Source organism: Streptomyces sp. NPDC039430 (assembly GCF_055639435.1).
Genome location: NZ_JBVKAK010000008.1, coordinates 62,025 through 88,170 on the forward strand (window position 1 = coordinate 62,025; position 26,146 = coordinate 88,170).

At 72.1% G+C, this 26,146-nt stretch carries 12 protein-coding genes and 3 pseudogenes; 3 read left to right on the forward strand and 12 right to left on the reverse strand.

The window, feature by feature from the left end; genetic code table 11:
* Positions 1-192 precede the first annotated feature (192 nt).
* The 3 genes from ACZ7LS_RS21135 to ACZ7LS_RS21145 form a co-directional block, all read right to left on the reverse strand.
* Complete coding sequence (locus ACZ7LS_RS21135; protein WP_385130246.1) at positions 193-765, reverse strand: dihydrofolate reductase family protein; 573 nt, start codon at positions 763-765, stop codon at positions 193-195.
* A gap of 110 nt (positions 766-875) precedes the next feature.
* On the reverse strand, positions 876-1,613 hold the full coding sequence (locus tag ACZ7LS_RS21140) for an SRPBCC family protein (RefSeq protein WP_382880324.1): 738 nt from the start codon (positions 1,611-1,613) through the stop codon (positions 876-878).
* Positions 1,610-2,287: an ArsR/SmtB family transcription factor gene (locus ACZ7LS_RS21145; RefSeq protein WP_382667324.1), complete on the reverse strand. Its 678-nt coding sequence runs from the start codon at positions 2,285-2,287 to the stop codon at positions 1,610-1,612. The genes ACZ7LS_RS21140 and ACZ7LS_RS21145 overlap by 4 nt, the downstream gene beginning before the upstream one ends.
* A gap of 296 nt (positions 2,288-2,583) precedes the next feature.
* On the opposite strand from ACZ7LS_RS21145, the gene ACZ7LS_RS21150 reads away from it, so the two are divergent.
* A complete protein-coding gene (locus tag ACZ7LS_RS21150; RefSeq protein ID WP_382880329.1) occupies positions 2,584-3,411 on the forward strand; it encodes an alpha/beta fold hydrolase in 828 nt (275 codons plus the stop codon).
* 14 nt (positions 3,412-3,425) lie between these two features.
* On the opposite strand, the pseudogene ACZ7LS_RS21155 reads toward ACZ7LS_RS21150, so the two are convergent.
* Together ACZ7LS_RS21155 and ACZ7LS_RS21160 are read right to left on the reverse strand one after the other, a co-directional pair.
* Positions 3,426-3,868 (reverse strand): annotated as a pseudogene (locus ACZ7LS_RS21155) (PP2C family protein-serine/threonine phosphatase); the annotation flags it as partial.
* Between the two features lie 81 nt (positions 3,869-3,949).
* Entirely contained in the window at positions 3,950-4,423 is a 474-nt protein-coding gene (locus tag ACZ7LS_RS21160; protein WP_382527826.1) for a MarR family winged helix-turn-helix transcriptional regulator, read from the reverse strand.
* 115 nt (positions 4,424-4,538) lie between these two features.
* Between ACZ7LS_RS21160 and ACZ7LS_RS21165 the strand changes: the two genes are divergently transcribed.
* The gene (locus ACZ7LS_RS21165; protein WP_382969518.1) at positions 4,539-5,621 is read left to right on the forward strand and encodes an epoxide hydrolase family protein; all 1,083 of its coding nucleotides are present in this window, start codon (positions 4,539-4,541) and stop codon (positions 5,619-5,621) included.
* Positions 5,622-8,282: 2,661 nt separating this feature from the next.
* Here ACZ7LS_RS21165 and ACZ7LS_RS21170 read toward each other — a convergent pair.
* Positions 8,283-10,115, reverse strand: a pseudogene (locus ACZ7LS_RS21170) (serine protease); the annotation flags it as partial.
* Between the two features lie 139 nt (positions 10,116-10,254).
* Here ACZ7LS_RS21170 and ACZ7LS_RS21175 point away from each other — a divergent pair.
* The gene (locus ACZ7LS_RS21175; protein ID WP_385130253.1) at positions 10,255-11,334 is read left to right on the forward strand and encodes a MerR family transcriptional regulator; all 1,080 of its coding nucleotides are present in this window, start codon (positions 10,255-10,257) and stop codon (positions 11,332-11,334) included.
* A gap of 51 nt (positions 11,335-11,385) precedes the next feature.
* On the opposite strand, the gene ACZ7LS_RS21180 is transcribed toward ACZ7LS_RS21175, so the two are convergent.
* The 6 genes and pseudogenes from ACZ7LS_RS21180 to ACZ7LS_RS21205 form a co-directional block, all read right to left on the reverse strand.
* Positions 11,386-12,318, reverse strand: a complete 933-nt coding sequence (locus ACZ7LS_RS21180) for an aminoglycoside phosphotransferase family protein (protein ID WP_385130256.1) — start codon at positions 12,316-12,318, stop codon at positions 11,386-11,388.
* A gap of 79 nt (positions 12,319-12,397) precedes the next feature.
* Positions 12,398-12,907: a DinB family protein gene (locus ACZ7LS_RS21185; RefSeq protein WP_382874919.1), complete on the reverse strand. Its 510-nt coding sequence runs from the start codon at positions 12,905-12,907 to the stop codon at positions 12,398-12,400.
* 143 nt (positions 12,908-13,050) lie between these two features.
* Positions 13,051-13,521 (reverse strand): TetR/AcrR family transcriptional regulator C-terminal domain-containing protein, encoded by a 471-nt coding sequence (locus ACZ7LS_RS21190; protein WP_385130259.1) that lies wholly within the window; start codon positions 13,519-13,521, stop codon positions 13,051-13,053.
* 485 nt (positions 13,522-14,006) lie between these two features.
* Positions 14,007-14,771, reverse strand: a complete 765-nt coding sequence (locus tag ACZ7LS_RS21195; protein ID WP_382527807.1) for a thioesterase II family protein — start codon at positions 14,769-14,771, stop codon at positions 14,007-14,009.
* 51 nt (positions 14,772-14,822) lie between these two features.
* Positions 14,823-15,590, reverse strand: coding sequence for an alpha/beta fold hydrolase (locus tag ACZ7LS_RS21200; protein WP_385130554.1), 768 nt, complete (start codon positions 15,588-15,590; stop codon positions 14,823-14,825).
* Positions 15,591-15,695: 105 nt separating this feature from the next.
* Positions 15,696-26,141, reverse strand: a pseudogene (locus ACZ7LS_RS21205) (SDR family NAD(P)-dependent oxidoreductase); the annotation flags it as partial.
* Between the last annotated feature and the right edge of the window lie 5 nt (positions 26,142-26,146).

The window sequence follows — 26,146 nt, forward strand, 5'->3', positions numbered from 1 at the left end:
CCATCCTGCTCCTGCCTCGCCGGTTCACGGCGTAGACGGCCATTCCCGTCTCCTGGTTCCGCCTCCAACGGCCGCGCCCCGGAAGGACAGCGGCCGGGGGCCGGTACCCAGCGATCGGCGCACCGAGTTCATGCGCCGATCACAACCGGCGGCGGCAGGGCGGGAGTCAGAGCCCTGTCAGCGGACGACGTGTCAGCGGACGACGTCGAAGACGTTCTTCTGCAGGCCGTTGGCGTACGCCTCGTACTCCACCAGCTTCAGCTTCTGGGTGTCCTTGTCCGTGGCGCTGAACAGTCGCTTGCCCGCACCGAGGAGCAGCGGGAAGACGAGCAGGTGGTAGCGGTCGATCAGGCCCGCGTCGGACAGGGCGTGGTTGAGGGAGGCGCTGCCGTGGATGATGATCGGGCCTCCCTCGGTCTCCTTCAGGGCGGCGACTTCGTCGGGCGAGCGGAGGATCGTGGTCTCGCCCCAGTTCGAGACCAGGTCGTCGTCGGTGAGGGTGGTGGAGACGACGTACTTCGGCATCGTCTTGTAGTCGGCGAATTCCGTCATGTCCGGCCACACCGTGCTGAACGCCTCGTAGCTGACCCGGCCCATCAGCATCGCGGTGGATTCCTCCTGCTCCCGCCCCTTGATTTCGAAGGCCTCGGGGACAAACTCGACGTTCTTGAAGGTCCATCCGGAGTTGCGGTAGCCGGGCTCGCCGCCAGGGGCCTCCACGACGCCATCGAGCGAGACGAAGGCAGTGCTGATCAGAGTACGCATGAGATTTCCTTGGTGTCGTGTTCTCGGTTGCTCGCTGCCGGTGCGGTTCCGCTGTGGGACATGCGGCCCGGGTGGCACGGAGGGAAGGTGTCAGGAGCGGTCCGCGGAGGTCACGTGAGGAGTCCGGTCAGCCACTGCTGCCAGGCGGCCTCGGCCCGCTCCGTGTCCGGCCCGAACAGGTGGTGGAACATCAGCGCCACGCCTGAGCCGTGGTGGAAGGTGTAGAGCCCGTCGGCCGCGCGGACCCCGACGCGCTCGTCGTCGGCCCAGACCACTTCGCCGTCCAGCGGCGGCAGGCCGGCCGGCTCGGCGTGCACCCGCGCGCCCACGACGGTGGAATCCGGCAGCGACAGTCCGCGGGCGAGTGCCGCCCTGATCTCCGGCTCCGGCCGCCCGCCCGTCGGCACCACGGCGAAGACGGGAACGCCGGTGCGTCCGGCGAAGTGCGCCAGATACTCGCGGAGTGTGTGGAGGTGGAAGGGCCAGCCACGGCGCAGGGCGTCGTACTCGTCCTGCCAGTCGTCGCCGAGCAGGCCGCTGTGGACGACGCGGAGCACGGTGCCGGCGCCGTCCCGCCCCTCGATCAGGTACTCGAAGGCCATGAACCGGCCGTCCTCGGCGGCGGGCGTGCGGGTGGCGAAGCGCTCGCCGGGCTCATAGGCGGTGATCATCGCCTCCTCACGGTGACCTCCGGTGCTCATGGCGGCGATGCCGCCCTCGCGCGACTCGACCTCGTTGCGGCCCATGAACCAGGAGTCGATCCCCGGCCCTGTCGCGATCGCCTCCCAGACCTGTTCCGGGCTCGCCGGGAGGGTCGTCTCCAGCTCGATCTCGAACGGATGCGTCATGGTGCGATGTCCTGTCCTGCTTCGGGTTCGGTCTCGTGTGTCCTCCCGGCCCGCTGTAGCGGGCCGGCCGCGCCCCCCTCAGGGCCGCCGGGCTGCGGTGCGGGGATCTGGTGGAGCCCCACCACCACCCGGTGTGTTCGGCCTCCGGGGGCGGACTCGTCGTGGTAACGGCCGACGAGGGCGGCCACCGTCTGGGCCAGTTCGTCGGCGAAGGCCGTCCGGTCGGCCGCGGAGGCGAACCGCACCTCGGCATCGATGCCGAAGGTGGCGATACGCCGCTTGGCCCGGGCTCCGCCGGTCAGCAGCGCCCCGACCTCCTGCACCAGCCGGGACCCCAGCGCCAGCAGCCAACGGGCGGAGAGCTGGTCGGGAGAGCGGGAGGGATCCGGGCTGACGGCGCCCAGGGCGCTGGGAGAGATCACGTAGGAAGCGGCGGTGGCGCGGTACACCCGCTCGGTGATGCTGCCCCTGCGGCGCTCCTCGGCGAGCTCGACCAGTCCGTGCCGTTCCAGTTCCTTGAGGTGGTAGTTGGCCTTCTGCCGGGGCAGCCCCAAGCGGACGGCCAGCATGGCGGCCGAGCCGGGCTCGGCCAGGGCGGCGAGGATCCGGGACCGTATCGGGTCCAAGGACGCCTCGGCCGCGGCGGGTTCTTCGATCACAGCGACATCCAGCACCGCTCCAGGATCCGACCGACGAGAGATTTTGTCAAGACGAATTTTCTTGTCGGTGCGCCCTGCCGCCGGCAGCGACGCCGGTGTCCCCCCGTCGCACGAGAAACGGGTCACGCCGCGAGCGCTCACCACCGGTTGCCGATCCCCTGCGGGCCTGCAAGCCTGGAAGGAAAGCCCCGCAGCTGGGAAGTCATGTGCGCGGAGGGGTGCCGGACAGGCGACTGCTCACCGGCATACGCAGGGCGTTCCGGACCAGTGAAAACAGGGCGTTCCGAACCAGCGAAAAAAGGAACCGCAGCATGCCCTTCATCACCGCCAAAGACGGAACGGAAATCTTCTACAAGGACTGGGGATCCGGTCAGCCCGTGGTGTTCTCCCACGGCTGGCCGCTGACCGCCGACGCGTGGGATCCCCAGCTGAAACTCATGGCGGACAACGGTTTCCGCGCGATCGCCCACGACCGGCGCGGAGGCGGACGCTCCGGGCAGCCCTGGGAGGGAAACAACCTCGACACGTACGCCGACGATCTGGCGTCCCTCATCGAGACCCTCGATCTGCGCGACGCTCTCCTGGTCGGCCACTCGACCGGCGGCGGCGAGGTCACCCGCTATATCGGCAAGTACGGCTCCGGCCGGGTCGCCAAAGCCGTACTGCTCGGTGCGATCCCGCCGCTGATGCTGAAAACGGACGCGAACCCGGAAGGACTTCCGATCGAGGTCTTCGACGAGATCCGCGCCGGCGTCGCGAAGGACCGCTCGCAGTTCTACAAGGACCTCAGCGCCGCGTTCTACGGCGCGAACCGCGACGGATCAACCGTCACGCAGGGTACCCGTGACGAGTTCTGGCTCTGGTCGATGTCGGTGGGTATCAAGGCCGCCTACGACTGCGTCAAGGCGTTCTCGGAAACCGACCTCACCGAAGATCTCAAAAGGTTCGATGTACCCACTCTGATCGCGCAGGGCGACGATGACCAGATCGTCCCGATCGTCGCCTCCGGGAACAAGTCGTCCACGTTGGTCAAGGGCGCGATCTTCAAGGTCTATCCCGGAGCTCCTCACGGGCTGTCGATGGTCCCCGTATACGCCGAGCAGTTCAACAAGGACCTGCTCGAATTCGCACGTAGCTGATTGTCCGGGCCGGCTCAGTCGAGGACGGCGAGATGGTCGGCGTCGCCTCCACGCCACTCGATGAGGAACATCGTCGCGTCGTCGGTGGTGGTGCCGCCCCGTTCCTGTTTCAGCGCGTGGGAGAGCGCGCGCACCACCGCCCGCACCGCGGTGTGGTCGCGGACGACGCGGTTGGTCCACTTGATGAGTTGTTCCTCGCCGAACTGTCCCCGCCGGCCTGGTGCTCCTCGATCAGGCCGTCGGTGAAACACAGCAGCCGGTCCCCGGGGCGCAGCACCCGCTCGCTCACTTTCGGCTGCTCACCACCGAAGCCGACCGGCAAGGTCGTCGGGCTCTCCAGCCGGCCCACCACGGCGCGGTCACGGATGAGCAGCGGTGCCGGGTGGCCGGCGTTGACCCATTGCAGCCGTCCCGTGGCGACGTTCAGGCACATCATCTGCGCGGCATCAGCGTGGTCGCCGGCCCTGCTCGCGAACTCGTCCGTCGTGGTCGGAACCGTGGAGTCGCGGGAGTCGATCTCGGCGACGGGGGCGGGCGCTCAGCTCCACCGCTCGTCCCCGGTGCCGGTTCGCGGGTCGTGGTGGTCCAGCAGCTTGGACAGCAGGTCGGTCAGCCGCCGGCGTTCCTCGGATGACAGCGGAGCCAGCAGTTCGTCCTGGCATTCGGCGAGTCGCTTCTCCAGTCGTCGCAGCTGCCGCTTGCCCGCAGCGGTCAACACGATGATGTTGCGCCGCCGATCGGAGGGGTCCGGGGTGCGCTCGACCAGTTTGTGGTCGGCCAGCTCGTTGACCGTCGCGACCATGTCGCTGACGTGGATGCCACTACGGCGGCTCAGCGCGGCCTGGCTGGCCGGCCCGAACTCCTCCAGCGTCGCCAGCAAACGGTAGTGGTAGCCGCGGGCGCTGACGGACGAGAACCCTTCGGCCACCAGGCGGTGCGCGTGGTGGGCGGTCTGGGTGAGCAGCCAGCTGGGCAGGCTCTCCCACCTTGCGGGCGTCTCCTCGGATGACATGGGGGCAAGTCTAACTAATCATTGGACGCGCCAACGATTCCGGGTATCGTTGGTCAGGCAAACGTTAGCGGTGTAAACGTTTACCCGACCTATGAAATCTCCTGGAGCTGAGACCATGATCGAACCGTTCCGCATCGACATCCCCCAGGCCGACCTCGACGACCTGACCGACAGGCTCTCCCGCACCCGTTGGCCCAACGAGGTCGCCGACGCCGGCTGGGACTACGGTTTCCCGCTGGCGCGGCTCAAGGAGCTGGCCGAACACTGGCGCACCGGCTACGACTGGCGCGAGCACGAGGCCGAGCTCAACAAGCTTCCGCACTTCACCACCGAGATCGACGGCCAGAACATTCACTTCGTCCACGTCCGATCGTCGAAACCGGACGCGCTCGCGCTGATCCTCACCCATGGCTGGCCCGGTTCGTTCCTGGAGTTCCTCGATGTGATCGAGCCTCTGTCGCGCGATTTCCACCTGGTGATTCCGTCCATTCCGGGCTACGGCTTCTCCGGTCCGACCCACGAACGCGGCTGGGACATCACCCGGGTCGCACGGGCCTGGGCCGAGCTGATGCGCCGTCTCGGGTACGGGCGCTACGGCGCGCAGGGGGGCGACTTCGGCTCGGGCATCTCAACGGCGCTCGGCGCGGTGGCACCCGAGCAGGTCGTCGGGGTGCACGTCAACTACCTGCCGACCCGCCCGGTCCCGGACGCCGACATCGAACTGTCCGAGACGGAGGAGGCCCGGCTGGACAAGGTCAGGCAGCTGATGGCGAATCGTCCGCCGTACCAGGCGCTGCAGGCCACCACCCCGCAGACCATCGGCTACGCGCTGACCGACTCGCCGGTCGGCCAACTGGCCTGGATCGCCGAGCGCTTCGCCCAGTGGACGGACCCTCGCTCGCGGATCAGTGACGAGCGGATACTCACCGACATCTCGCTGTACTGGCTGACCGCCACCGCGGCTTCCTCGGCGCGACTGCACCGCGAGACTCCGCGGCGGACCGAGCCGTGCCCGGTACCGGTCGGCGTGGCGGTGTTCGCACACGACATCACGCAGTCGGTGCGACCGCTGGCCGAGCGGCTCTACGACATCAGGCACTGGTCGGAGTTCGAGCGGGGCGGCCACTTCGCCGCGATGGAGGTGCCGGAGCTGCTCGCCGGGGACGTCCGGGACTTCTTCCTCGCCCTCCTCGCATAGGCCCGGGTGCCGCCGGCCGGTCAGGGCGCGTTCGATCTCGCCCCGCGCTCTTCGCCGGCCGCCATCCGCTGTGGATACGGAGTACGGACGGCGCGGCAACGGCTCAGTCGCAGACCCGTCCGTCCTGCTGCCCGGCGGTGCCAGGCCCTTCTCCCCCGACGAGAGACCGCGCCCCGCAATCGCACACAGCTTCTCCAGCCATCGCTCCGGATCGAGTTCAAGCGTGTGTCCGTCCGACCCGTCGACCACACCCATGAACGCGCCGTCCGCCGTCAGATCGGCGGTCGCGCCGTACCCCGGTGTGAAGCGGTAGCGCTCGGTACCGCTGCGAACATCCCAGGCGGTGTACTCGTTCAGCGTGCTCTGGGTGCTCAGAGTGGACTCCGAGGTGAAGCCGCTGAGCCATTGGACCCCCCGGTACGCCAGCGGCTTGAGCCACTTGTCCTCGCCCTCCTTGTCCATGTCCCACACCCGTACGCCCCCGTCGTAGTCCAGCACCGCGAGGAGCCGTCCCGTCGGGTCGAAGCTCAACTGCTTGACGGCACCGAACTCCTTGACGTCGATCGAGCCGGCCTCCCGGCCCTCTTCGAAGTCCCAGATCACGATGTCGTACTTCCCGGCGGGTGTGCGCACCGCCGCCTGCCCGTGGCCCGGGCGGGCCACCGCCCAGGTACCGGCGGCCGCGAACGAGACCTCGACCGACTCCTGGGCCCTGGGCCGGTAGGCCGTGCCCGCTTCGCGGCCCCGCGCCAGGTCCCATCGCACGACGTACGACAACGCCGAGATCACCACATGCTCCGGGCCGTCGAAGGTGATGTTGACCCACGCCGGCGTGCGGCCGGAGCGCGGGTCCGGGGCCGTGGGGTCGATGTCCGGCGGCCGCGGCAGATCGATCCGGTCCCGCTCTTTCAGCGTGCTCCCGCTCATTTCCCAGACCAGGACGGTGCGGCCGTCCGCCGCCGGAGTGAGGACCCGGGTGCCGTCCGGGCTGTACGCGCCGTACTGGGCGGCCAGCGGACGGGACGGCCGCACCGCGGCCAGCAGTCCGTGCGTACGGAGGTCCCACAGGCGCAGCCCCTCACCGTTGGCGTCGACGCTGATGACACGGTTGTGGTCGGCGTCGACGGTCCTGATCCGGGCGGTGAGCATGGCGCTGTCGAACGCGGACGGCTCCGGAACACGCGCCACCATCACCGTCGCCCCGACCCCGACGACGGCCCGGAGCTTCTCGGGCGGGCCGGTGAGCGCCACGGCGGGCAGCTGTGAGCTGCCCGTGAACGATTCGTCCTGCTGCGCGGGCGCGGGCAGGTCAAGGGTGCTGGGGCGCCCCGCGACCAGGTCGAGGACCAGGAACCGGAACCTGCCGAGAGAGGCACCGAAGCGCTGCACCGGGTTGATGAGGTAACGCCCGGACCGGTCCAGGCGCGGCACGTACAGCGGGCAGACCAGGCCCAGTTGCCGTGTGCTGTACTGCCGGCGCACTCGCGGCGTACCGGTCAGGTCCCAGGACTGCAGGAACCCTTCCGGGGTGCACCGCACCAGCGTCCGGCCGTCGCCGCTGACCGTGACGGCACCGGTCCGGTCCGTTCCCCACGTCGCCGAGTCCCGCCGGCCGGTTCCGAGGTTCCAGCGGACCAGGCGGCCCTCGGCCCCTTCGGCCGCGCCTTCCTGAGTGATCCGGCCGACCACCGTGTCCTCCGGACCGAACCACGCCTCGGCCGTCTCCCATCCCTTCGGTGCGCGCAGCGCCTTGCCCAGGCGCCGGCCGCTCTCGGACTCCCAGGCCAGGACTCCTTCGCCGGGCAGTGCGGCGAGGACTCTGCGCCCGGTGCCGTCGAAGCGGAGGTCGACGGCGGCGCGAGCGTTCTTCCGTACGGCGTCACCGTCCCGCAGGACCACCGTGCGCCAGCGGCCTCCGTCCCCGTCCCCATTTCCGTCCCCGTCCCCGTTCTCCGGAGGAATTCCCAGGGAAACCTTTCCGTTGGTGGACGCCCGCGCGGAGATACGGCCGTCGGGCGAGAGCGCGACGATCCTCGATCCCGACGGCAGTCCGCGCTCGTGCACCTCGTCCGTGCCGAGCGTCAGGCCGACGCCGTCGCCGGAGGTCATGCCCACGTTGATCCGCTTGCCGTCCTCGCTCATCGCGACATCGCGGACCGGAGCGTGGTTGTCCCACACCACCCGCTCCACATGGCGCAGCCGAAGATACTGCCTGATCAACGCGGTCCGGGCCGCCGGCTCCTGGGCCGTCCGGTAGGCCGCCCCGGAGAACAGGGCCGACGTCACCACCGATACGTCGTCGAGCTGCTCGGCCCGCACCGCCAACTGCTCGGACGCCGCCCGCCGCAGTTGTCCGTCGAGCTCCGCGTTGCGCGACAGGAAGAGCCCGGAGGCGACCACGGCCAGCACCGTCAGGACGGCGAGTCCGCCGATGAACCAGCGCTTCTGCCGCACCCGCCGCCGGACACGCTCTTCGCGCGCCTCCCGCCTTCCGATCGAACGGTCGATGAACTGCCGCTCCGTGGCGGTCAGTTCGGGCCCTCGGAGCTCCGCCCATTGTTCCGCCTCCGTGAGCGGCTCGCCCTCCAGGAGCTGCTCACGTTCCACATCGTGCCGCAGCTCCGCCCGCCAGGCCAGGAATTTCCGGTCCTGCCGCACCCGCTCCTCAAGCCGCTTCCAGGCGCCGATCAGTGCCTCGTGTGCCAACTCGACGGTCACCGCGTCCCCGTCACCGCCCCGCAGTACGAGCAGCCGGCGCTCGGCGAGCGCGGTCGCGATCCGCCACCGCCCGGCACCCGCCTCCTCCCGGCTCAGGGCGTTGCGCATCGGGGCCTCGCCGCCCGGCAGAAACCGGACGAGATCGGTGAGCAGCCGCATGGCCTCGGTCTCGTCGGCCTCGCGGACGCACTGGCCCCAGACGGTTTCGGCGTACCGTCCCAACGCGCCCTGCACGCCGCCGACTTCACGGTATGTGGCGAATCTCAGCCGTCCCGCGGCCTGCCCGTCCCCCAGCCGCGCCATGACGAAGCCCAGCAGGGGCAGCGCGCCGGGGCCGTCCCCCGCGTCGTCGAGCATCCGTTCCACGAGCCCGTCGTCGTAGGTCACGGCGGGCGTCGCCTCAAGGGGGCGGCGGATCACCTGCTCCAACCGCGCGCGGGACATGGGGGCGAGCAGCCGCACCTGGCCGCGGCCGAGTGCCGGGCCGAGCAGCGGATGGCTGAGGGCGGCGTCCGTGAAGTCCGACCTGAGGGTGACACACACCCGCAGTCCGTCGGGCTGGTGCACGGGAAACAGCAGCCGTACGGCCTCCTCCACCTCGCGGTCCGGTCCGGCGAGCAGCTCTTCGCCCTGGTCGAGCAGGACGAGCAGCCGCCGATCGCGCTCTCCGCCGGTCATGCGCAGGGCGTCCATGAGACCGCGCTCGGCGAGGAGTTCCTCCAGCTGCCGGGCCTCCTGAGCCCGTGCGGCTCCGCGCAGCCGGGGGCGTACGGCCGTTACCAGCTCCGAGGCGAGCGCGGCCCGCAGGGAGACGCCCTCACCGGAGCGCACCACCAGGACGGCATGGCCGCGCTCGCGCATCCGCGGCACGACGCCCGCGCGGGCGAGCGAGGACTTGCCGCAGCCGGAGGGACCCACAAGGGTGACGCACGGGTGTGAGCCGGCGAGCAGGGCGGTGACGTCGGCGATGTCGTCCTGCCGCCCGAAGTAGACGTCCGCGTCGGCCTCTTGGAAGGTGGACAAGCCTCGGAACGGGGACGCGGGGCGGACCACGGGTGCCAGTTCGGGCAGTTCGTCGACGAGCGTACGGGTGGGTATCAGAAAGCTCTGCCGGACTCCCCCGGGCTGGATCACGACGACCATGCCGGCCACGGCCCGCAGTTGTTCGTCCCAGACCGGGCTGCCGCTGAACCCCTCCTCGACGGGTACGCCGTGCGGATCCGCCTGGGACAGCTGTACCCAGCCCTCCGCGGTGCCGCCGCGCAGCCGTCCGTAGTGCCAGACGCCGCCCGGGGAGCGGCGCGGGAAGCCCGGCACGCGTACGTCGTGGCCCCACACCCGCTCGGTGTCGGCCATGCTCAGCGGGCGGGCTCCGGGGATCGGCGCGCGCAGCCGGAGGACCGCGATGTCACCGGTCTGGTCCGCCCGTACCGGAATCCAGCGCTCGACCTCCGCCGTGCCGCCGCCCTCGGCGAAGGGCAGGTCGACGAAGACCTCGGTGCCCGCGGCCACCTCGTCCTCGCGGGGCCGGTCAAGGGCGTCGTTCACCACATGGGCGCAGGTCAGCACCAGTTCGGGGGCGACGAGAAAGCCGGCGCCCGCGATATCGCCGCCGCGCCCGGTGACCCGGACCACGGCAGCGGCCAGTGCCTCCTCGGGGCTTCGCGACCCGGCCCCCGTGCCCGTCTCCGCAGCCGTCACCGCGACCTCCCCCCGTATGACCCCTGATGGGTCAACTCCCCTGGGAAGTATCCCCGTTGACGTCCGCGCGGTCACTGCCGTTCCGGGGCGGGATCACCGGGAAGCCGGCCCCTCCAGTTTCCTGGAGACAAACGGCCCGGGTTGACCTTCACCTTGGGTGAGCCCGCAGCATCGGTGGGGCCGGGCGGCGTGCTCGGCATGAGGAGGAGCGGGCATGGGGTTGCTGACCATCGGGACGTTCGCCAAGGCGTCACGGCTGTCACCGAAGGCGCTGCGTCTTTACGACCGGCTCGGTCTGCTGACGCCCGCTCGCGTCGATCCGGTGACCGGCTACCGCCTCTACGCGCCGGAACAACTGGAGCAGGCCCGGCTGGTCGCCTGGCTCCGACGCCTGGGAATGCCCCTGGCCCGCATCCAGCACGTCTGCACGCTGGAAGCAGGTCCGGCGGCCCAGGAGATCCGCGCGTTCTGGGCCCGGGTCGAGGCCGACACCGCCGCCGGGCGGGACCTGGCCAGCTTCCTCATCGACCACCTTTCCTGGAAGGACCCTGTCATGTCTCCGACCGCCATCCCCCTGGGAATCCGTTACGCCGCGCTGTCCGACACGGGCCTTGTCCGCCAGAGCAATCAGGACACCGCCTACGCCGGGTCGCGCCTGCTCGCCGTCGCCGACGGTTACGGCAGCACAGGGGCCCCCGCGAGCGCGGCCGCCGTCGACGCGCTCAAATATCTCGAAACCGACGGCGTCCCGGCGGGCGATCTCCTCAACGTCCTCGAAGACGCCGTCGACCAGGCCAAGCAGGCCGTGCTCGGCGTCGCCGGGGCCGGCTCCTCCCCCGTGGAGGCCGGTACGACACTCACCGCGATGCTCTGGAACGGATCGCGGCTGGCACTCGTCCATATCGGCGACTCCCGCGTCTACCTCCTGCGTGCCGGGGAGCTGTTCCAGATCACCCACGACCACACCGTGGTGCAGTCGATGCTCGACGAGGGAGGCATCAGCCCGGCAGAGGCCGCCTCCCACCCCCAGCGGTCGCTGCTGATACGAGCGCTGGGCCACGGAACCGATACCACCGCGGACATACGTCTGCGCGACGCCCAGCGGGGCGACCGGTACCTGCTCTGCTCCGACGGCCTGTCGGCCGTCGTGGGGACCGAGGAGATTCTCGGGGTGCTCGCGGAGATCAGGGAGCCCGAGCGGGCCGTCCGCGAACTCGTCGCCCTGGCCAACGGCTCCGGCGGCCCCGACAACGTCAGCTGCGTGGTCGCCGACGTCATGGAACTCCGGCAGTAGCGGCGGCCGGCACCGACGAAAACGGAGGACCGGGAACAGCTTCTCCGGCTTCTACGTTCGTTCCGTGAGCGACTCGGCAAGGCGGTCGGCGAACTCGGTCAGCCCGTCCAGTCGTGGGCCGCCCCGGGCGATACGGAAGCCATGCCGACGCCCCCGGAACGCGGCCTGGACGGCGTGGAGCTGAGCCCAACGCCGGACACGTTCGCGGTCGAGTTCCGCGGCCTCGGCGAAGATGTCCAGGGTGCGGTGGGCGGCCTTGCCGAGGTCGTCCGCTGCCAGGAGTGTCAGCGCGCGTGACGTGAGCAGCGTGCCGCCATCGTAAGCGGGGTCTCCCGCGTACCCCTTGGGGTCGACGGCCAGCCACGGCTCACGGTCGGCGCGCAGGATGTTCCTGGCGTGCAGATCGCCGTGGATGAGCACATCCGGCTGGATGCCGCCCAGTTCACGGACGGTCGCCGCGGCGGCCTCCACGACGTGGCGCGACATCGTGTGTGCCAGCTCCTGAGCGTCCCTGCGCAACTGCTCCTCCCAGGCGTCGGCCCGCTCCCGCAGCCGGGGCAGGCCGGGCGGCGCGGGAACGGCCAGCCGGCGACTGATCCGCGCCGCGACCGTCACGACCTCATCGTTGTCCTCGACCTCCGCGAGGGTCGACATGCGGACGCGCTCCAGCAGCATCGCGACATTCTCGTCGTCGCGCTCATGCAGCAGGACAGCTCCGCGACCGCCCCAGACGGCGAAGGCATCCGGTTCATGGACGTTGCCGGGATGCGGAAACGACACCTTCAGCACAGCGGTCCCCTCGGTCCGCCGTCGTACCGGGACGATGACTCCGACGCCCCCGTGCGTGACGTCGCCGTCCGGCACGCATCCCCAGCATTCCAGCAACTCGTCCACGATCCCGGGCAGTTCGGCGAGCCACGCCGCTCCGGGCTCTCCTTCGCGTTCGAGAGTGGTCTGTGTGAACGTGTCCGGTACCGCGATCATCCGAGCACATTACCCCCGGCGGCATGACGCCCCTTCTGTGCGATCACGTCCGATGCCGTGGTGATCGGCCGCTGCCGGCTCAGGCGCCCACGGTTCCGTCGACACCCTCGCGCAGGAAGTCCGCGTGCCCGTTGTGACGGCCGTACTCCAGAAGTACGTGCACCATCACCATCCGCAGCGATACCTCCTCGCCCCACCTCGGCTGACGCCCCGCCAGGTCCAGGGACCCGGCTTCCCGCTCGATGCGGCGCGAGTTCTCCACCTCGGCCTCCCAGGCCGTGAACGCCTCGGCCCTGGTCGACGCGCTCGCGTCGTAGGCCGCCTGGAAGTCGGTCGTGTCGGACCAGACCATGGGCGCGTCGTTGTCCTCGAACACCCGGCGGAACCACGCGCGCTCCACCTCTGCCATGTGCCGCACCAGGCCGAGCAGCGAGAGCGTCGACGGGGGCATCGACCGCTGCCGCAGCTCCTCGTCGGCGAGCCCTTCGCACTTCATCGCGAGGGTCGCCCGGTGGTAGTCGAGGAAGGCCCGCAACGTCTCGCGTTCGCTGCCAAGGGTGGGCGGTGCTATGCGATGGTCGCCGCTCATCGGCCGTGCTCCTCGTCCGTGTCCGTGTTCGGGGCAAGTATCCACCGGCCCGCGCGCGGGCGTCCCGAGGGCCGCCTCCGAAGTCGGCCCGGCCCGGAGTGCGCCGTCAGCGGTACTGCTATCCCGCCTCCCGCCTCGCGGGCTCAAGACTTGGAGGGCAGGAGCCGCGACAGTCCGTAGTGGAAGCGGTTGTCGAAGGAGTCCGTGACCATGAGGTGCTCGCCGATCCGGGCGAGGGCGGGGTAACCGCCGGTGGCGACGAGGTCGTCGAACGAGCCCCTGGGGTTGTCGGAGGGGGTCTGCTGTTCCTGGGTGAGGCCAAGGGTGAAGTAGACGATCGACCAGCACAGGCGGGCGGCGTCCGGTTCGGGGTGTCCGGCGTCCAGCAGGGCGCCGGCGATGGTGTCGGCGACGCGCGGGGTCTTGCCCGTGCCGGTGAAGGTGCCGGCGACCAGGCGGCCGCCGTCGCGGTGTTGAGGTGGGAGCCGAGGGTGCGGGCGACACCGCGCAGCGTCAGCCCGTCGAGGCCCTCGGCTTCGAGCGTGGTGAACGCGGCTCCGATCACATCGTCCAGCGTCCAGCGCATCCCCGTGTCCCGTTCCGTTCTCCGTCACCCACCGGCGACTGACCGGCTCATGATACAAGCGGCCTGTTCAGGGCCGTGTTCAGGCGCCGAACGCCACCTGGGACACCGCGTCCCAGCGCTCCCACTCCTCGACGCGGGAGGCGTACTCCGCCCGGATCACGTCGAGCGGCCCCTTGCCGAAGAAGATCCGCAGGGGCGGCTCCTCGGCGTCGACGACGGTGAGGATCGCCGCGCGGGTGGCGGCCGGCGCGGCGCCGGGCAGCGGGCGAGTCCGCCGAGCCGGCTGACAGCCGATCAGAGCTTCAAGACCATCTCAATGCGGGTTTCGCGGGCACCTTGGCCGGACCCTCGGTCCCGGCTCCCCTCGGCCGGTGCCTTCAGAAGTTGGTGCCTTCAGTAGCCGGTCCGGCTCGTTTCCGGCCTCCTCGTACGCCGCGCGCACCGTGAGCACCTCACGCAGCGAAACGGGGGGCTGGACGACCTCCTCGTCCAGCCCCCCGTATCCGTTTATGCCTATCCGACAGCCACGGCGCCGCGCAGCGCCTCACGCATCACCGCGAGCACCTCCGGCGCGCGCGAGCTGAGGTAGAAGTGGCCCCCGCTGAACACCTGGATGGCGAACGCGGCGGTCGTGTGGTCACGCCACACGTCGGCTTCCTCGACCGTCGCCTTCGGGTCCTTGTCGCCGACCAGGGCGGTGATCGGGCAGTCGACCGTCCCGTCCACGGGGCCGTACGTCTCGATGGCCCGGTAGTCGCTGCGGATGGCCGGCAGCACCATCCGCAGCAGTTCCTCGTCGCCGAGTACCTGGGCGTCGGTGCCGCTCAGGGCCTTCATCTCGGCCACGAGGCCGTCGTCGTCCCGCTGGTGGACGGTCTCCACGCGCTTCGTCGACGGTGCACGCCTGCCGGAGGCGAACAGCAGCGCGGGCGTGTGGCCGAGGCCCTGCAGCCTGCGCGCGACCTCGAACGCGACGACCGCTCCCATGCTGTGTCCGAAGAACACGACGGGCCGGTCGAACAGCGGCGCCACCACGGGCGCGATCCGGTCGGCGAGCACGCCGATGTCGTCCACGCTCGGCTCGGTCCGCCTGTCCTGGCGGCCCGGGTACTGGAGGGCCACCACGTCGCTGTCGCTCTTGAGCGCGGCCGAGACGGGGAAGTAGAAGCTCGCCGATCCGCCCGCGTGCGGGAAGCACACCAGCCGTACCGGGGCGTCCGGTTCGGGGTGGAACCGGCGGAGCCAGAGGTCGCTGCCATCGGCAACAGTCATGTTCATTTCCGTTCTGCTGTCGTTGTCGTGCTCAGAGGGTTCGGAGCTTCGGAGGCTTCAGATAATGATGTCGTCCCGGCCGCCGCCCAGCCAGGCCCGCACAGCGAGCGCGGTCGACTCGGAGTGGTCTTCCATGATCGTGAAGTGGTCGCCGGGGACATCGGCGTCCTCGGTCGGGAAGGGCCACGTGGGCTGCCACGCGTCCTCGGTCTTCACTGCCTCCGGCACCCCCGGCGGGAAGGTGGCGTGCACATACAGCGTCGGCGCCTCGATCGGTTCGGGCTCCCAGTCGCTGAACACGGGTACGTAGCCGCCCTGCCCGGTCAACTGCGCGCCCGTCAGCAGCTCGAACGCCTTGCTGGTGGTCATGCGCACCCTCAGCGCCGCCTCCAACCGCTCCTCGAACGAGGTGGTCGCGGTGTAGGTGTCGAGCAGCACCACCGCCGCCGGTGCGCTGCCCTCCCGTTCGAGCAGTGCGCCCACGGCGTTGGCCAGCCAGCCGCCCGACGAGTAGCCGAGGAGCACGAACGGCCGGTCGCCCGCCTGCCTCCTGACGGCCTCGGCCTGGAAACGGACGACGGCCTCCCTGGTCGCGGGCAGTGCCTCGCCCGGCGCGAAACCGGGGTGGGGCAGCACGGTCACGTCCCGCTCGCCCGCGAACAGAGGGGCGAACCGGGCGAAGTAGTGCGGCCCGGAGGGCGCCATCGTCGGCGGGAAGCACAGCAGTTGGGTCCCCGGCCCGGTCGTCAGCCTGATCGGCGACAGCGCGGGTACCTCGTCCGGTGTCTCGAACACCGGACGGATCCGCGCGGCCGCGGTCACCATCTGCCAGCCCTCCTCGTACAGTCCGAGGTCACATGCCTGCCGGTACAGGCCGGTGAACGTGTCCTCGACCGCCAGGGCGGCGGACTCGACAGGCACGCCCACGGTCCCCAGAGCGAGTTCGCGCCGCAGGTACCCGGCGAGCTCCGGGCCGGTCGGCTGGTCGAAGACAACGGTGGTCGGCAGACGCAGCCCGGTCGCGCCCGCGAGCCGGTTGCGCAGTTCCAGAGCGGTCAACGAGTCCAGACCGAGCTGGGTCAGGACGCCGGAGACGTCGAGTTCGTCCGGCGCGTAACCGAGCACGGCCGCCGCCTGGTCCCGGACGACCCGCAGCAGCTCCCGCTCCTGCTCCTCCTCCGTCAGTCCGGCCAGCCGCTGCTCCAACCGCTCCTCGCTCGCGGCGGCCGCCCTGGTGGCCCGCGGGCGCACGAGGCCGCGCAGCAGCGGCGGCACTTCCTCGGGGGCGCCGCGCAGGGCGCCGACGTCGAGGCGCATCGGCACCACGACCGCGTCGGCCGCCGCGCACCCGAGGTCGAACAGCGCGAGGCCCTGCTCCTCGGTCAAGCCGGTGACGCCGGAGCGGGACATCCGCGCCACGTCGGTCCCCGCCAGTCCGTCGGTCATCGCGCCCGTCGTCTCCCACAGGCCCCACGCCAGCGATGTGGCGGCCAGGCCGGCGGCGCGCCGGTGCTGGGCGAGCGCGTCGAGGAAGGTGTTGGCCGAGGCGTAGTTGGCCTGGCCGGCATTGCCGAACGTGCCCGCGGCGGAGGAGAACAGCACGAACGCCGACAGGTCCAGATCGCGGGTCAGCTCGTGCAGATGCCAGGCCGCGTCGACCTTCGGCCGGAACACCCTGTCGATCCTCTCGGGCGTCATCGAGCCGATCACACCGTCGTCCAGCACTCCGGCCGAGTGCACCACGCCGGTCAGCGGATGGTCCGAGTCCACCGCGGCCAGCAGGTCCGCCAGCGCACGGGGGTCGGTGACGTCGCAGGCGGCGAGTGTGACCCGCGCGCCGAGTCCGGTCAGTTCCGCGCAGAGGGCGTCGGCGCCGGGCGCGGCGGCGCCGCTGCGGCTGGCGAGCAGCAGGTGCCGGACGCCGTGGCCGGTCACGAGGTGCCGGGTGACGAGGCCGCCGATCGTGCCGGTGGCGCCGGTCACCAGGACGGTGCCACCGGGCGCGAACTCGACCGGGGACTCCTCCTCGGACGGCCGGGCCGGTGCGAGGCGCGGCACCAGCAGGTCACCGGCGCGCACCGCCGCCTGCGGCTCGGAACCGGCGAGTACGTCGGACAGCACCTCCCAGGACGCGTCGTGCACGTCCACGTCGACCAGCGTGAACCGGTCGGGGTTCTCGGACTGAGCCGACCTGATCAGGCCCCACACCGCCGCGTCGGCGAGGTCGGGCACGTCCTCGTCCGGCCCGGTCGCGACGGCCCCCCGGGTCACGAAGACGAGGCGGGAGTCGAGGAACCGGTCGTCCGCCAGCCACTCCTGGGCCAGCCGCAGCGCGCGGAGTGCGGCGGTGCGGGCGCCGGAGACCGGCTCCGAGCCGTCCTCCGCGCACGGGACGACGACCAGCTCGGGTACGCCGGCCTCGGCGAGGGCCGCGAGGTCGCGGTGCTCCTCGACGGCGATGCCCGACAGGGCGAGACCCGCGCCGACCTTCAGGTCGTCCGGGCCAATAACAGCGCAACCGCGAGACGGAGCGGGAGTGGCCGCACGGGTCTGTGCGGCCACCCACTCCAACCGGAACAGTGAATCGCGGTGGCGCGCACCCCACTGGTCTGCGGCGATCGGCCGCAGCACAAGGGATGCGACCGTCGCCAGGGGGTGCCCCTGTACGTCGGTCAGCTCTAGGGTGACGGCGTCGGATCCGGCCGGCGTGAGCCGGACCCGCGCCGCGGTGGCACCGGTCGCGTGCCACCGGACGCCGTTCCAGGAGAACGGCAGCCGGGGGCGACCGGCGTCCTCGACGAGGCCGCCGAGTGTGCAGGCGTGCAGCGCGGCGTCGAGCAGCGCCGGGTGGACCCCGAACGACGCGGCGTCGCGGTGCTGGGCCTCGTCCAGCTCGATCTCGGCGTACACGGCGCCCTCGCCGCGCCACGCCGCCCGGAGGCCCTGGAAGGCGGGCCCGTATCCGAACCCGGCCGCCGCCAGTCCGTCGTAGAGTCCGTCGACGTCGACGGGCTCGGCTCCGGCGGGCGGCCATTCCGTGGTCGCGGCCGGGTGGGCGGGCTCTCCGGTGGTGAGGAAGCCGGTGGCGTGCCGGGCCCAGTCGGTGTCGGCGGCCGGGTCGTCCGGGCGGGAGTCGATGCTGAGCGTGCGACGGCCGGAGCCGTCGTCGCCGCCGACCGTGACCCGCAGTCGCACCCCGCCGCGTTCGGGCAGCACCAGCGGTGCGGCGAGCGTCAGCTCGTCCACCTCGTCCAGGCCGAGCCTGCCGCCCGCGGCGAGCGCGAGTTCCGCGAAGGCCGTGCCGGGCAGGAGTGTCACCTGCGCGACGGCGTGGTCGGCGAGCCACGGGTGCGTGTCCGTGCCCAGCCTGCCGGTGCACACGAGCCCCTGCCCGTCGGCGAGGTCCACGGCGGCGCCGAGCAGCGGGTGGTCCGCGCCCGCCAGGCCGAGACCACCGGCCGCTTCGTCGATGTGCAGGTCACGAGGCGCGTCCAGCCAGTAGCGCTTGCGCTGGAACGCGTACGTGGGGAGTTCGACCGGGCGTCCGCCGGGGAGCAGCCTCGTCCAGTCCACCGGCACGCCCCGCGTGCCGAGGCGCGCCACGGCGGAGAGCAGCGCGGACTCCTCCGGGCGGTCGCCGCGCAGCGCCGGTACGAAGGCCGCGTCGGGCGCGGATTCCTGGCCCAGCGCGGACAGCGTCCCGCCGGGTCCGATCTCGACGAACGTCACCACGCCCTCGTCCACGAGCGTGGAGACGGCGTCATGGAACCGTACGGACTCGCGTACGTGCCGCACCCAGTACGCGGGCGAGGCAAGCTCCTCGGGGGTGGCCCGCGCGCCGGTCAGTGTCGACACGACCGGGATCGCGGGCGCCTCGTACGACACCGCTTCCAGTACGCGGCGGAACTCGCCGAGCATCGGCTCCATCAGCGGCGAGTGGAACGCGTGGCTGACGCGGAGCCCGGTCACCTTCCGACCGCCCTCACGCCACAGCTCCGCCAGTACGTCCACGTCGTCGGCGACACCGGAGATGACCACCGAGTTCGGGCCGTTGACCGCGGCGATACCCACGGTGTCCGGCAGGTCCGCGGCGACCTCTGCCTCGGTCGCCCGGATCGCGGCCATCGCACCGCCCTTGGGCAGCGCCTGCATCAACCCGGCGCGTGCCGAGACCACCTTGACGGCGTCGGCCAGCGACCAGACGCCCGCCACATGGGCCGCGGCCAGTTCGCCGATCGAGTGCCCGGCCAGCACGTCCGGCCGCACACCCCACGACTCCAGCAGCCGGAACAGCGCGACCTCGACCGCGAACAGCGCCGGCTGTGTCACCCCCGTCTCGTTCAGCGCGTCGGCGTCCTCACCGAACAGCACCTCGCGGACCGCCGGATCGAACTCACCCAGCACGGCGTCCAACGCCTCGGCGAACACCGGGAAACGCGCGGCCAGTTCACGGCCCATACCGAGCCGCTGCGACCCCTGTCCGGAAAACAGGAACCCCACGCCGCCGAGGGCGACGGAGTCCGTGACCAGGCCGGGGAACGGCTGCCCCTCGGCCAGAGCGGTGAGCCCGTCGAGCAGTGCCGCGCGGTCGTCGCCCACGACAACGGCTCTGTGGTCGAAGGCCTGCCGTGTCGTCGCCAGCGAGTAGCCGATATCCACCGGACCGGTGCCCGGCTCGCCCGCGACATGCTCGCGCAGCCGGATCGCCTGGCCCCGCAGCGCCTCCGCGCTCCGGGCGGACAGCGCCCACGGCACGACGCCGTCGGCGGGCGCGGACGACGCGGGAGCGGACTCCTCCGCTTCCGGGGCCTGTTCGATGATGGTGTGCGCGTTCGTCCCGCCCACACCGAACGACGACACGCCGGCCCGGCGCGGTCGGCCCACCGCCGTCCAGGGCCGGGGCTCCATCAGTACGTCGACGGCGCCCGCGGACCAGTCCACGTGCGGGGAGCGTTCGGAGACGTGCAGCGTCCTCGGCAGTACGCCGTGCCGCATCGCCATGACCATCTTGATGACGCCCGCGACACCGGCCGCGGCCTGCGTGTGGCCGACGTTCGACTTCAGCGACCCGAGCCACAGCGGCTCACCGTCGCGGTCCTGGCCGTAGGTGGCCAGCAGCGCCTGCGCCTCGATCGGGTCACCCAGCGTGGTGCCGGTGCCGTGCGCCTCGACCGCGTCCACCTCGGACGGCGCGAGACCCGCGCTGGCGAGCGCCTGCCGGATCACCCGCTGCTGCGACGGACCGTTCGGCGCGGTCAGACCGTTCGACGCGCCGTCCTGGTTGACGGCCGAGCCCCGCACGACCGCCAGCACCCGGTGGCCGTTGCGCTGCGCGTCGGACAGCCGCTCCAGTGCCAGCATGCCGACGCCCTCGCCCCAGCCGGTGCCGTCCGCGTCGGCGGAGAACGCCTTGCAGCGGCCGTCCGGGGCCAGGCCCCGCTGGCGGCTGAACTCCACGAAGGCCGCCGGGCTGGACATCACCGTCACACCACCCGCGAGCGCGAGCGAGCACTCACCGGAGCGCAGCGCCTGCGCCGCCAGGTGGAGTGCGACGAGCGACGACGAGCACGCCGTGTCCACGGTCATCGCGGGGCCTTCGAGACCGAGCACGTAGGACACGCGGCCGGAGGCGATGCTGCCCGAGCTGCCGAACCCGAGCTGGCCCTCGAACCCCTCCGGGGCGCGCCGGAGGCGGGAGGCGTAGTCGTTGTACATCACTCCGGCGAACACGCCGGTCGCGCTGCCCCGCAGCGTCCTCGGCTCGATCCCGGCCCGTTCAAGCGCCTCCCACGACGTCTCCAGCAGCAGCCGCTGCTGCGGGTCGACGGCCAGCGCCTCGCGCGGCGACATGCCGAAGAACGCGGGGTCGAACTCGGCGGCGTCGTGGAGGAAGCCGCCCCACCGGACGGTGCTGGTGCCGGAGTGCCCCGGGTCCGGGTTGTAGAGCGCGTCCACGTTCCAGCCCCGGTTGTCCGGGAAGTCGGACACCGCGTCACGGCCCTCGGCGACCAGTCGCCACAGGTCCTCCGGCGATGCGACACCACCGGGGAAACGGCAGCTCATGCCGACGATCGCGATCGGTTCGTCCTCGGCGACGGCCGTGCGGGTCGTGGCCGACCGCGCCTCGTCGCCGCCGAGCAGCGTGGAGCGCAGGTGGCCCGCGAGCACCACGGGCGTCGGGTAGTCGAAGATCAGCGTCGCGGGCAGGCGCAGGCCGCTCGCCGCGTCGAGCCGGTTGCGCAGCTCGACCGCCGTGAGCGAGTCGAACCCGAGCTCGCCGAACGCCCGCTCCGGCTCCACCTGGGCGGCGGACGCGTGGCCGAGTACGGCGGCGACGCAGGTGCGCACGAGGTCGAGCAGCAGCGGCAGGCGCTCGTCCTCCGGCAGCGCCGATATCCGTGCCGCGAGGCTCCCTTCGGCCTTCGCGGCCGCGGGGCGCGCCGTGCGCACCAGCGCGCGCAGCAGCGCGGGGACGGTCTCGGGGCGTGCCCGCAGCGGCGCCAGGTCCAGCCGCATGGGTACGGCGACGGCCGTCGGCAGCGCGATGGAGGCGTCGAGCAGCCGCAGCCCCTCCTCGGTGGAGAGGGCGGCGACACCGGCGCGCGAGAGGCGGCCGCGGTCGGTCTCGGCCAGCTCGTCGGTCATGCCGCTCGCGTCCGCCCACAGGCCCCACGCCAGGGACGTGGCGGGCAGTCCTGCGGCGCGCCGGTGCTGCGCGAGCGCGTCGAGGAACGCGTTGGCCGCGGCGTAGTTGGCCTGTCCGGGATTGCCGAACGTGCCCGCCGCCGACGAGAACAGGACGAACGCCGACAGGTCCAGCTCACGGGTCAGCTCGTGCAGGTTCCACGCCGCGTCGACCTTGGGCCGGAACACGGTGTCGATCCGCTCCGGGGTCATCGACTCGATCACACCGTCGTCCAGCACACCGGCCGCGTGTACGACCGCTGTCACGGGGTGGTCGGCCAGCAGCGCGGCCACCGCGTCCCGGTCCGCCACGTCACAGGCCACGGCGGCGACTTCGGCGCCCAGACCCGTCAACTCCTCGTGCAGCGCGCCCACCTGGCCACGCCGGCTCGCCAGCACCAGCCGCCGCACCCCGTGCTGTACGACCAGGTGCCGGGCCACCACACCACCGAGCGTCCCGCTGGCACCGGTCACCAGCACAGGACCCTCGCCGAAGCCCGAGCCCGCCGACTCCGCCGGCCGGGCCCGCACGAGCCTCGGCGCAAACAATTCGCCTGCGCGCACGGCCAGTTGCGGCTCGTCGGTCGCGACGGCGCTCAGCAGCGCCTGGACCGGGTCCGCCGGCTCGTCGACGTCGACGAGGACGAACCGGCCGGGGTGCTCGGCCTGCGCCGCGCGGACAAGGCCCCACACCGGCGCGGCCGCCAGGCCGGGGACGTCCTCGTCGGGGCCCGCCGCCACCGCGCCGCTGGTGACGAACACCAGCCGCGCCGCGCCCAGCCGGTCGTCGGAGAGCCAGGTCCGCACCAGCTCCAGCGCGCGGTGTGTCGCCGCCGCGGGGCCCTCGGCCGAGGGCACGGGAGCGAACACGAGGTCCGGCACCTCGGCGTCCTCCACCAGCGCGGCCAGGTCCGGGTACACGCGGGCCGGCTCGGAGGTCTCCGTCCTGCCGGGCCCGTCCCCGAGGAACGCCCAGCCGGCCGTGGCCGGGGCGGCGGGCCGTACGGGCGTCCAGTCGACCCGGAACAGCGAGTTCAGCCAGTCACCGCCCAGCCCGTCCGTCGTCAGGGGCCGCAGCGACAGCGCCTCGACGGAGGCGACGAGGGCGCCCGTGTCGTCGGTCAGGGTGATCGCGACGCCCGAGGCGCCGGCCGGGGACAGCCGTCCCCGCAGCGCGGACGCGCCGGTGCTGTGCAGCCGGACCCCGCGCCAGGAGTACGGGAGGTGCAGCTTCTCCGCGTCGGCGACGAAGCCGCCGAGTCCGATGGCGTGCAGCGCGGAGTCGAGCAGCGCCGGGTGCAGCCCGAAGGAGGCGGCGGTGTCCGGCTCGGGCAGGTCGACCTCGACGAACACCTCGTCGCCCCGCCGCCACGCCGTTCGCAGGCCCCGGAACGCGGGCCCGTAGCCGAGTCCCGACGCGGCGAGGTCGTCGTATCGGCCCTCGATGTCGATCCGTTCGGCCCCCGCGGGCGGCCAGGCGTCCCCGCCGGTGGCCGGGATCTCCTCGCCCGCCGCGAGCGTGCCGAAGGCGTGCCGTGTCCACGGCTGGTCGTCGGGCGCGTCGTCGGCCCGCGAGGAGGCGCTCAGCGCGCGGCGCCCCGACTCGTCCGGCGCCCCGACGGACACCTGGAGCCATACCGCGCCGTCCGCCGGCAGGACCAGCGGCGCCGCCAGTGTCAGCTCCTCGACATGGTCGAGTCCGACCTGGTCGCCCGCCCTGATCGCCAGTTCCACGAACGCGGCGCCCGGTACGAGGACCACGCCGCCGACGGTGTGGTCGGCCAGCCACGGGTGGGTGGCCAGGGAGAGCCTGCCGGTGAGCAGGGCGCCCTCCTCGTCGGCCAGGGTGACCGCGGCGCCCAGCAGCGGGTGGTCGGCGGACCGCAGGCCCATCGAGGCCACGTCTCCCACGTAGGCGCCCGCGTCCAGCCAGTACGTGGTGCGCTGGAAGGGGTACGTGGGCAGGTCGGTGCGCCGGGCGCCGCGTCCCGCGAACACCGCCTGCCAGTCGAGGGCGACGCCCCGTACGTGCAGCGCCGCGACCGCCGAGGTGAGCGTGGCGCCCTCGGGCCGGTTCGCGCGCGACCCGGCCACCAGCAGCGCGCCCTCGTCGGCGCAGTCGCGGCCCATCGCGGTCAGTACCGCGTCGGGGCCCAGCTCCAGGAAGTTCGCGACGCCCTGCTCGCGCAGGCACCGTACGCCGTCGAGGAACCGTACGGCCTCGCGGACGTGGCGTACCCAGTGCTCCGGGTCGCGTGCCTGTGCCGGGCTCAGCACGGTACCGGTCAGGGTGGACACGACCGGGATCGCCGGCGTCCCGTAGGTGATGGTCCTGGCGACGGCGCGGAAGTCGTCCAGTACGGCGTCGACGTGCGGCGAGTGGAAGGCGTGGCTGACCCGCAGGTACCGGGTCTTCCCGCCGCTCTCCCGCCACGCGCTGTCGATCGCGGCCACCGCGTGGGCGTCGCCCGCGACCACCGTGGACTCGGGGCCGTTGACCGCCGCGATGTCCACCGTGCCGCCGTGCTCGGCGACCAGGCGGCGGACGGTGTCCTCGTCCGCGCGCAGCGACAGCATCGCCCCGCCCTCGGGCAGGGCTCCCATCAGCCTGCCGCGGGTGGCGACCAGCAGGCACGCGTCGGCGAGGGAGAACACGCCCGACACGTGCGCCGCCGCGAGTTCCCCGATGGAGTGGCCCGCGAGGAACTGGGGGGTGAGGCCCCATGCCGTGACGAGACGGAACAGCGCCACCTCGATCGCGAACAGCGCGGGCTGCGTGTAGGTGGTCAGGTCGAGCAGGGCGGCGGCCTCGGTGCCGGGCTCGGCGAAGAGCACGTCACGCAGCGGCCGGTCCAGGTGCGGGTCCAGGCCGGCGCAGACCTCGTCCAGCGCCTGCGCGAACACGGGGAACTCCCGGTACAGCTCGCGGCCCATGCCCACCCGCTGGCTGCCCTGTCCGCTGAACAGGAACGCGAGCTTGCCGCGCGAGCCCACCGTGCCGCGCACCAGGTTCGGCGCCTCGTCGCCGGCGGCCAGGGCCGCCAGCCCGCTCCGCAGCTCCGCGTGGTCCGCGCCGACGACGGCGGCCCTGTGCTCCAGCGCGGTCCTGGTCACGGCGAGCGAGTAGCCGGTGTCGACCGCCGGCACGTCCCGGCCGTCGAGGTGGGAGAGGAGGGACGCGGCGCGCTCGCGCAGCGCGGCCGGGTCGTTGCCGGACAGCACCCATGGCACCGCGTCGGCCAGGACGGGGTCGACGGGCTCGCGCAGCTCGTCGTCGGCGTCCTCGGCCGGGGCCTGTTCGAGGACGACATGGGCGTTGGTGCCGCTGATACCGAACGACGACACCGCCGTTCTGTGCGGCTGTCCGGTCTCCGGCCAGGGCCGCGCCTCGGTCAGCAGCTCCACGGCGCCCGCCGACCAGTCGACGTGCCGGGAGCGCTCGCCGACGTGCAGCGTCGGCGGCAGCGTGCTGTGCCGCATCGCCATGACCATCTTGATGACGCCCGCGACACCGGCCGCGGCCTGCGTGTGGCCGATGTTGGACTTCACCGAGCCGAGCCACAGCGGCTCGCCGGAACGGTCCTTGCCGTACGTGGCCAGCAGCGCCTGCGCCTCGATCGGGTCGCCGAGCGTGGTGCCGGTGCCGTGCGCCTCGACCGCGTCGACCTGGGCCACGGTCAGTCCCGCGCTGTCCAGCGCCTGCCGGATCACGCGCTGCTGCGACGGGCCGTTGGGCGCGGTGAGGCCGTTGGACGCGCCGTCCTGGTTGACCGCGGAACCGCGCACGACCGCCAGTACGGGGTGTCCGTTGCGCCGGGCGTCGGACAGCCGCTCCAGCAGCAGCATGCCGGCGCCCTCACCCCAGCCGGTGCCGTCGGCGCTGTCGGAGAACGACTTGCACCGGCCGTCCGCGGCGAGGCCGCGCTGCTTGCTGAAGCCGATGAACGTGTTCGGGGTCGGCATGACGGTGACGCCGCCCGCGAGGGCGAGCGCGCACTCGCCCGACCGCAGTGCCTGGGCCGCCAGGTGCAGTGTGACCAGGGAGGACGAGCAGGCGGTGTCCACCGTGACGGCGGGCCCCTCCAGGGCGAACGTGTACGACACGCGGCCGGAGGCGACGCTGCCGAAGCTGCCGGTGCCGAGGAAGCCGTCCAGCTCCTCCGGCACCGACCGCAGCCGTGACGCGTAGTCGTGGTACATCACTCCGGCGAACACGCCCGTCCTGCTGCCGCGCAGCGACGACGCGTCGATCCCGGCCCGCTCGAACGCCTCCCACGACGTCTCCAGCAGCAGCCGCTGCTGCGGGTCCATCGCCAGCGCCTCACGCGGCGAGATCCCGAATACCCCGGGGTCGAAATCGGCCGCGTCGTGCAGGAACCCGCCCTCGGTGAGGAACGCGCGGTCGGGGTCCTCGGGGTCGGACAACTCGACGTCGCCCCAGCCCCGGTCGGTGGGGAACGCCGTCACGCCGTCGCGGCCGTTCGCGACCAGCTCCCACAGGTCCTCGGGGGTGCGCACGCCGCCGGGGTAGCGGCAGCTCATGCCGATGATCGCGATCGGCTCCTGCTCGCCCTCCTCGACCTCGCGCAACCGCCGACGCGTGTCGCGCAGGTCAGCGGTGACCCGCTTAAGGAAATAACGGAGCTTGTCCTCGTTGTCCATGCCGTCTCTACTCCAGGGAACGTCAAGCAAGTGGG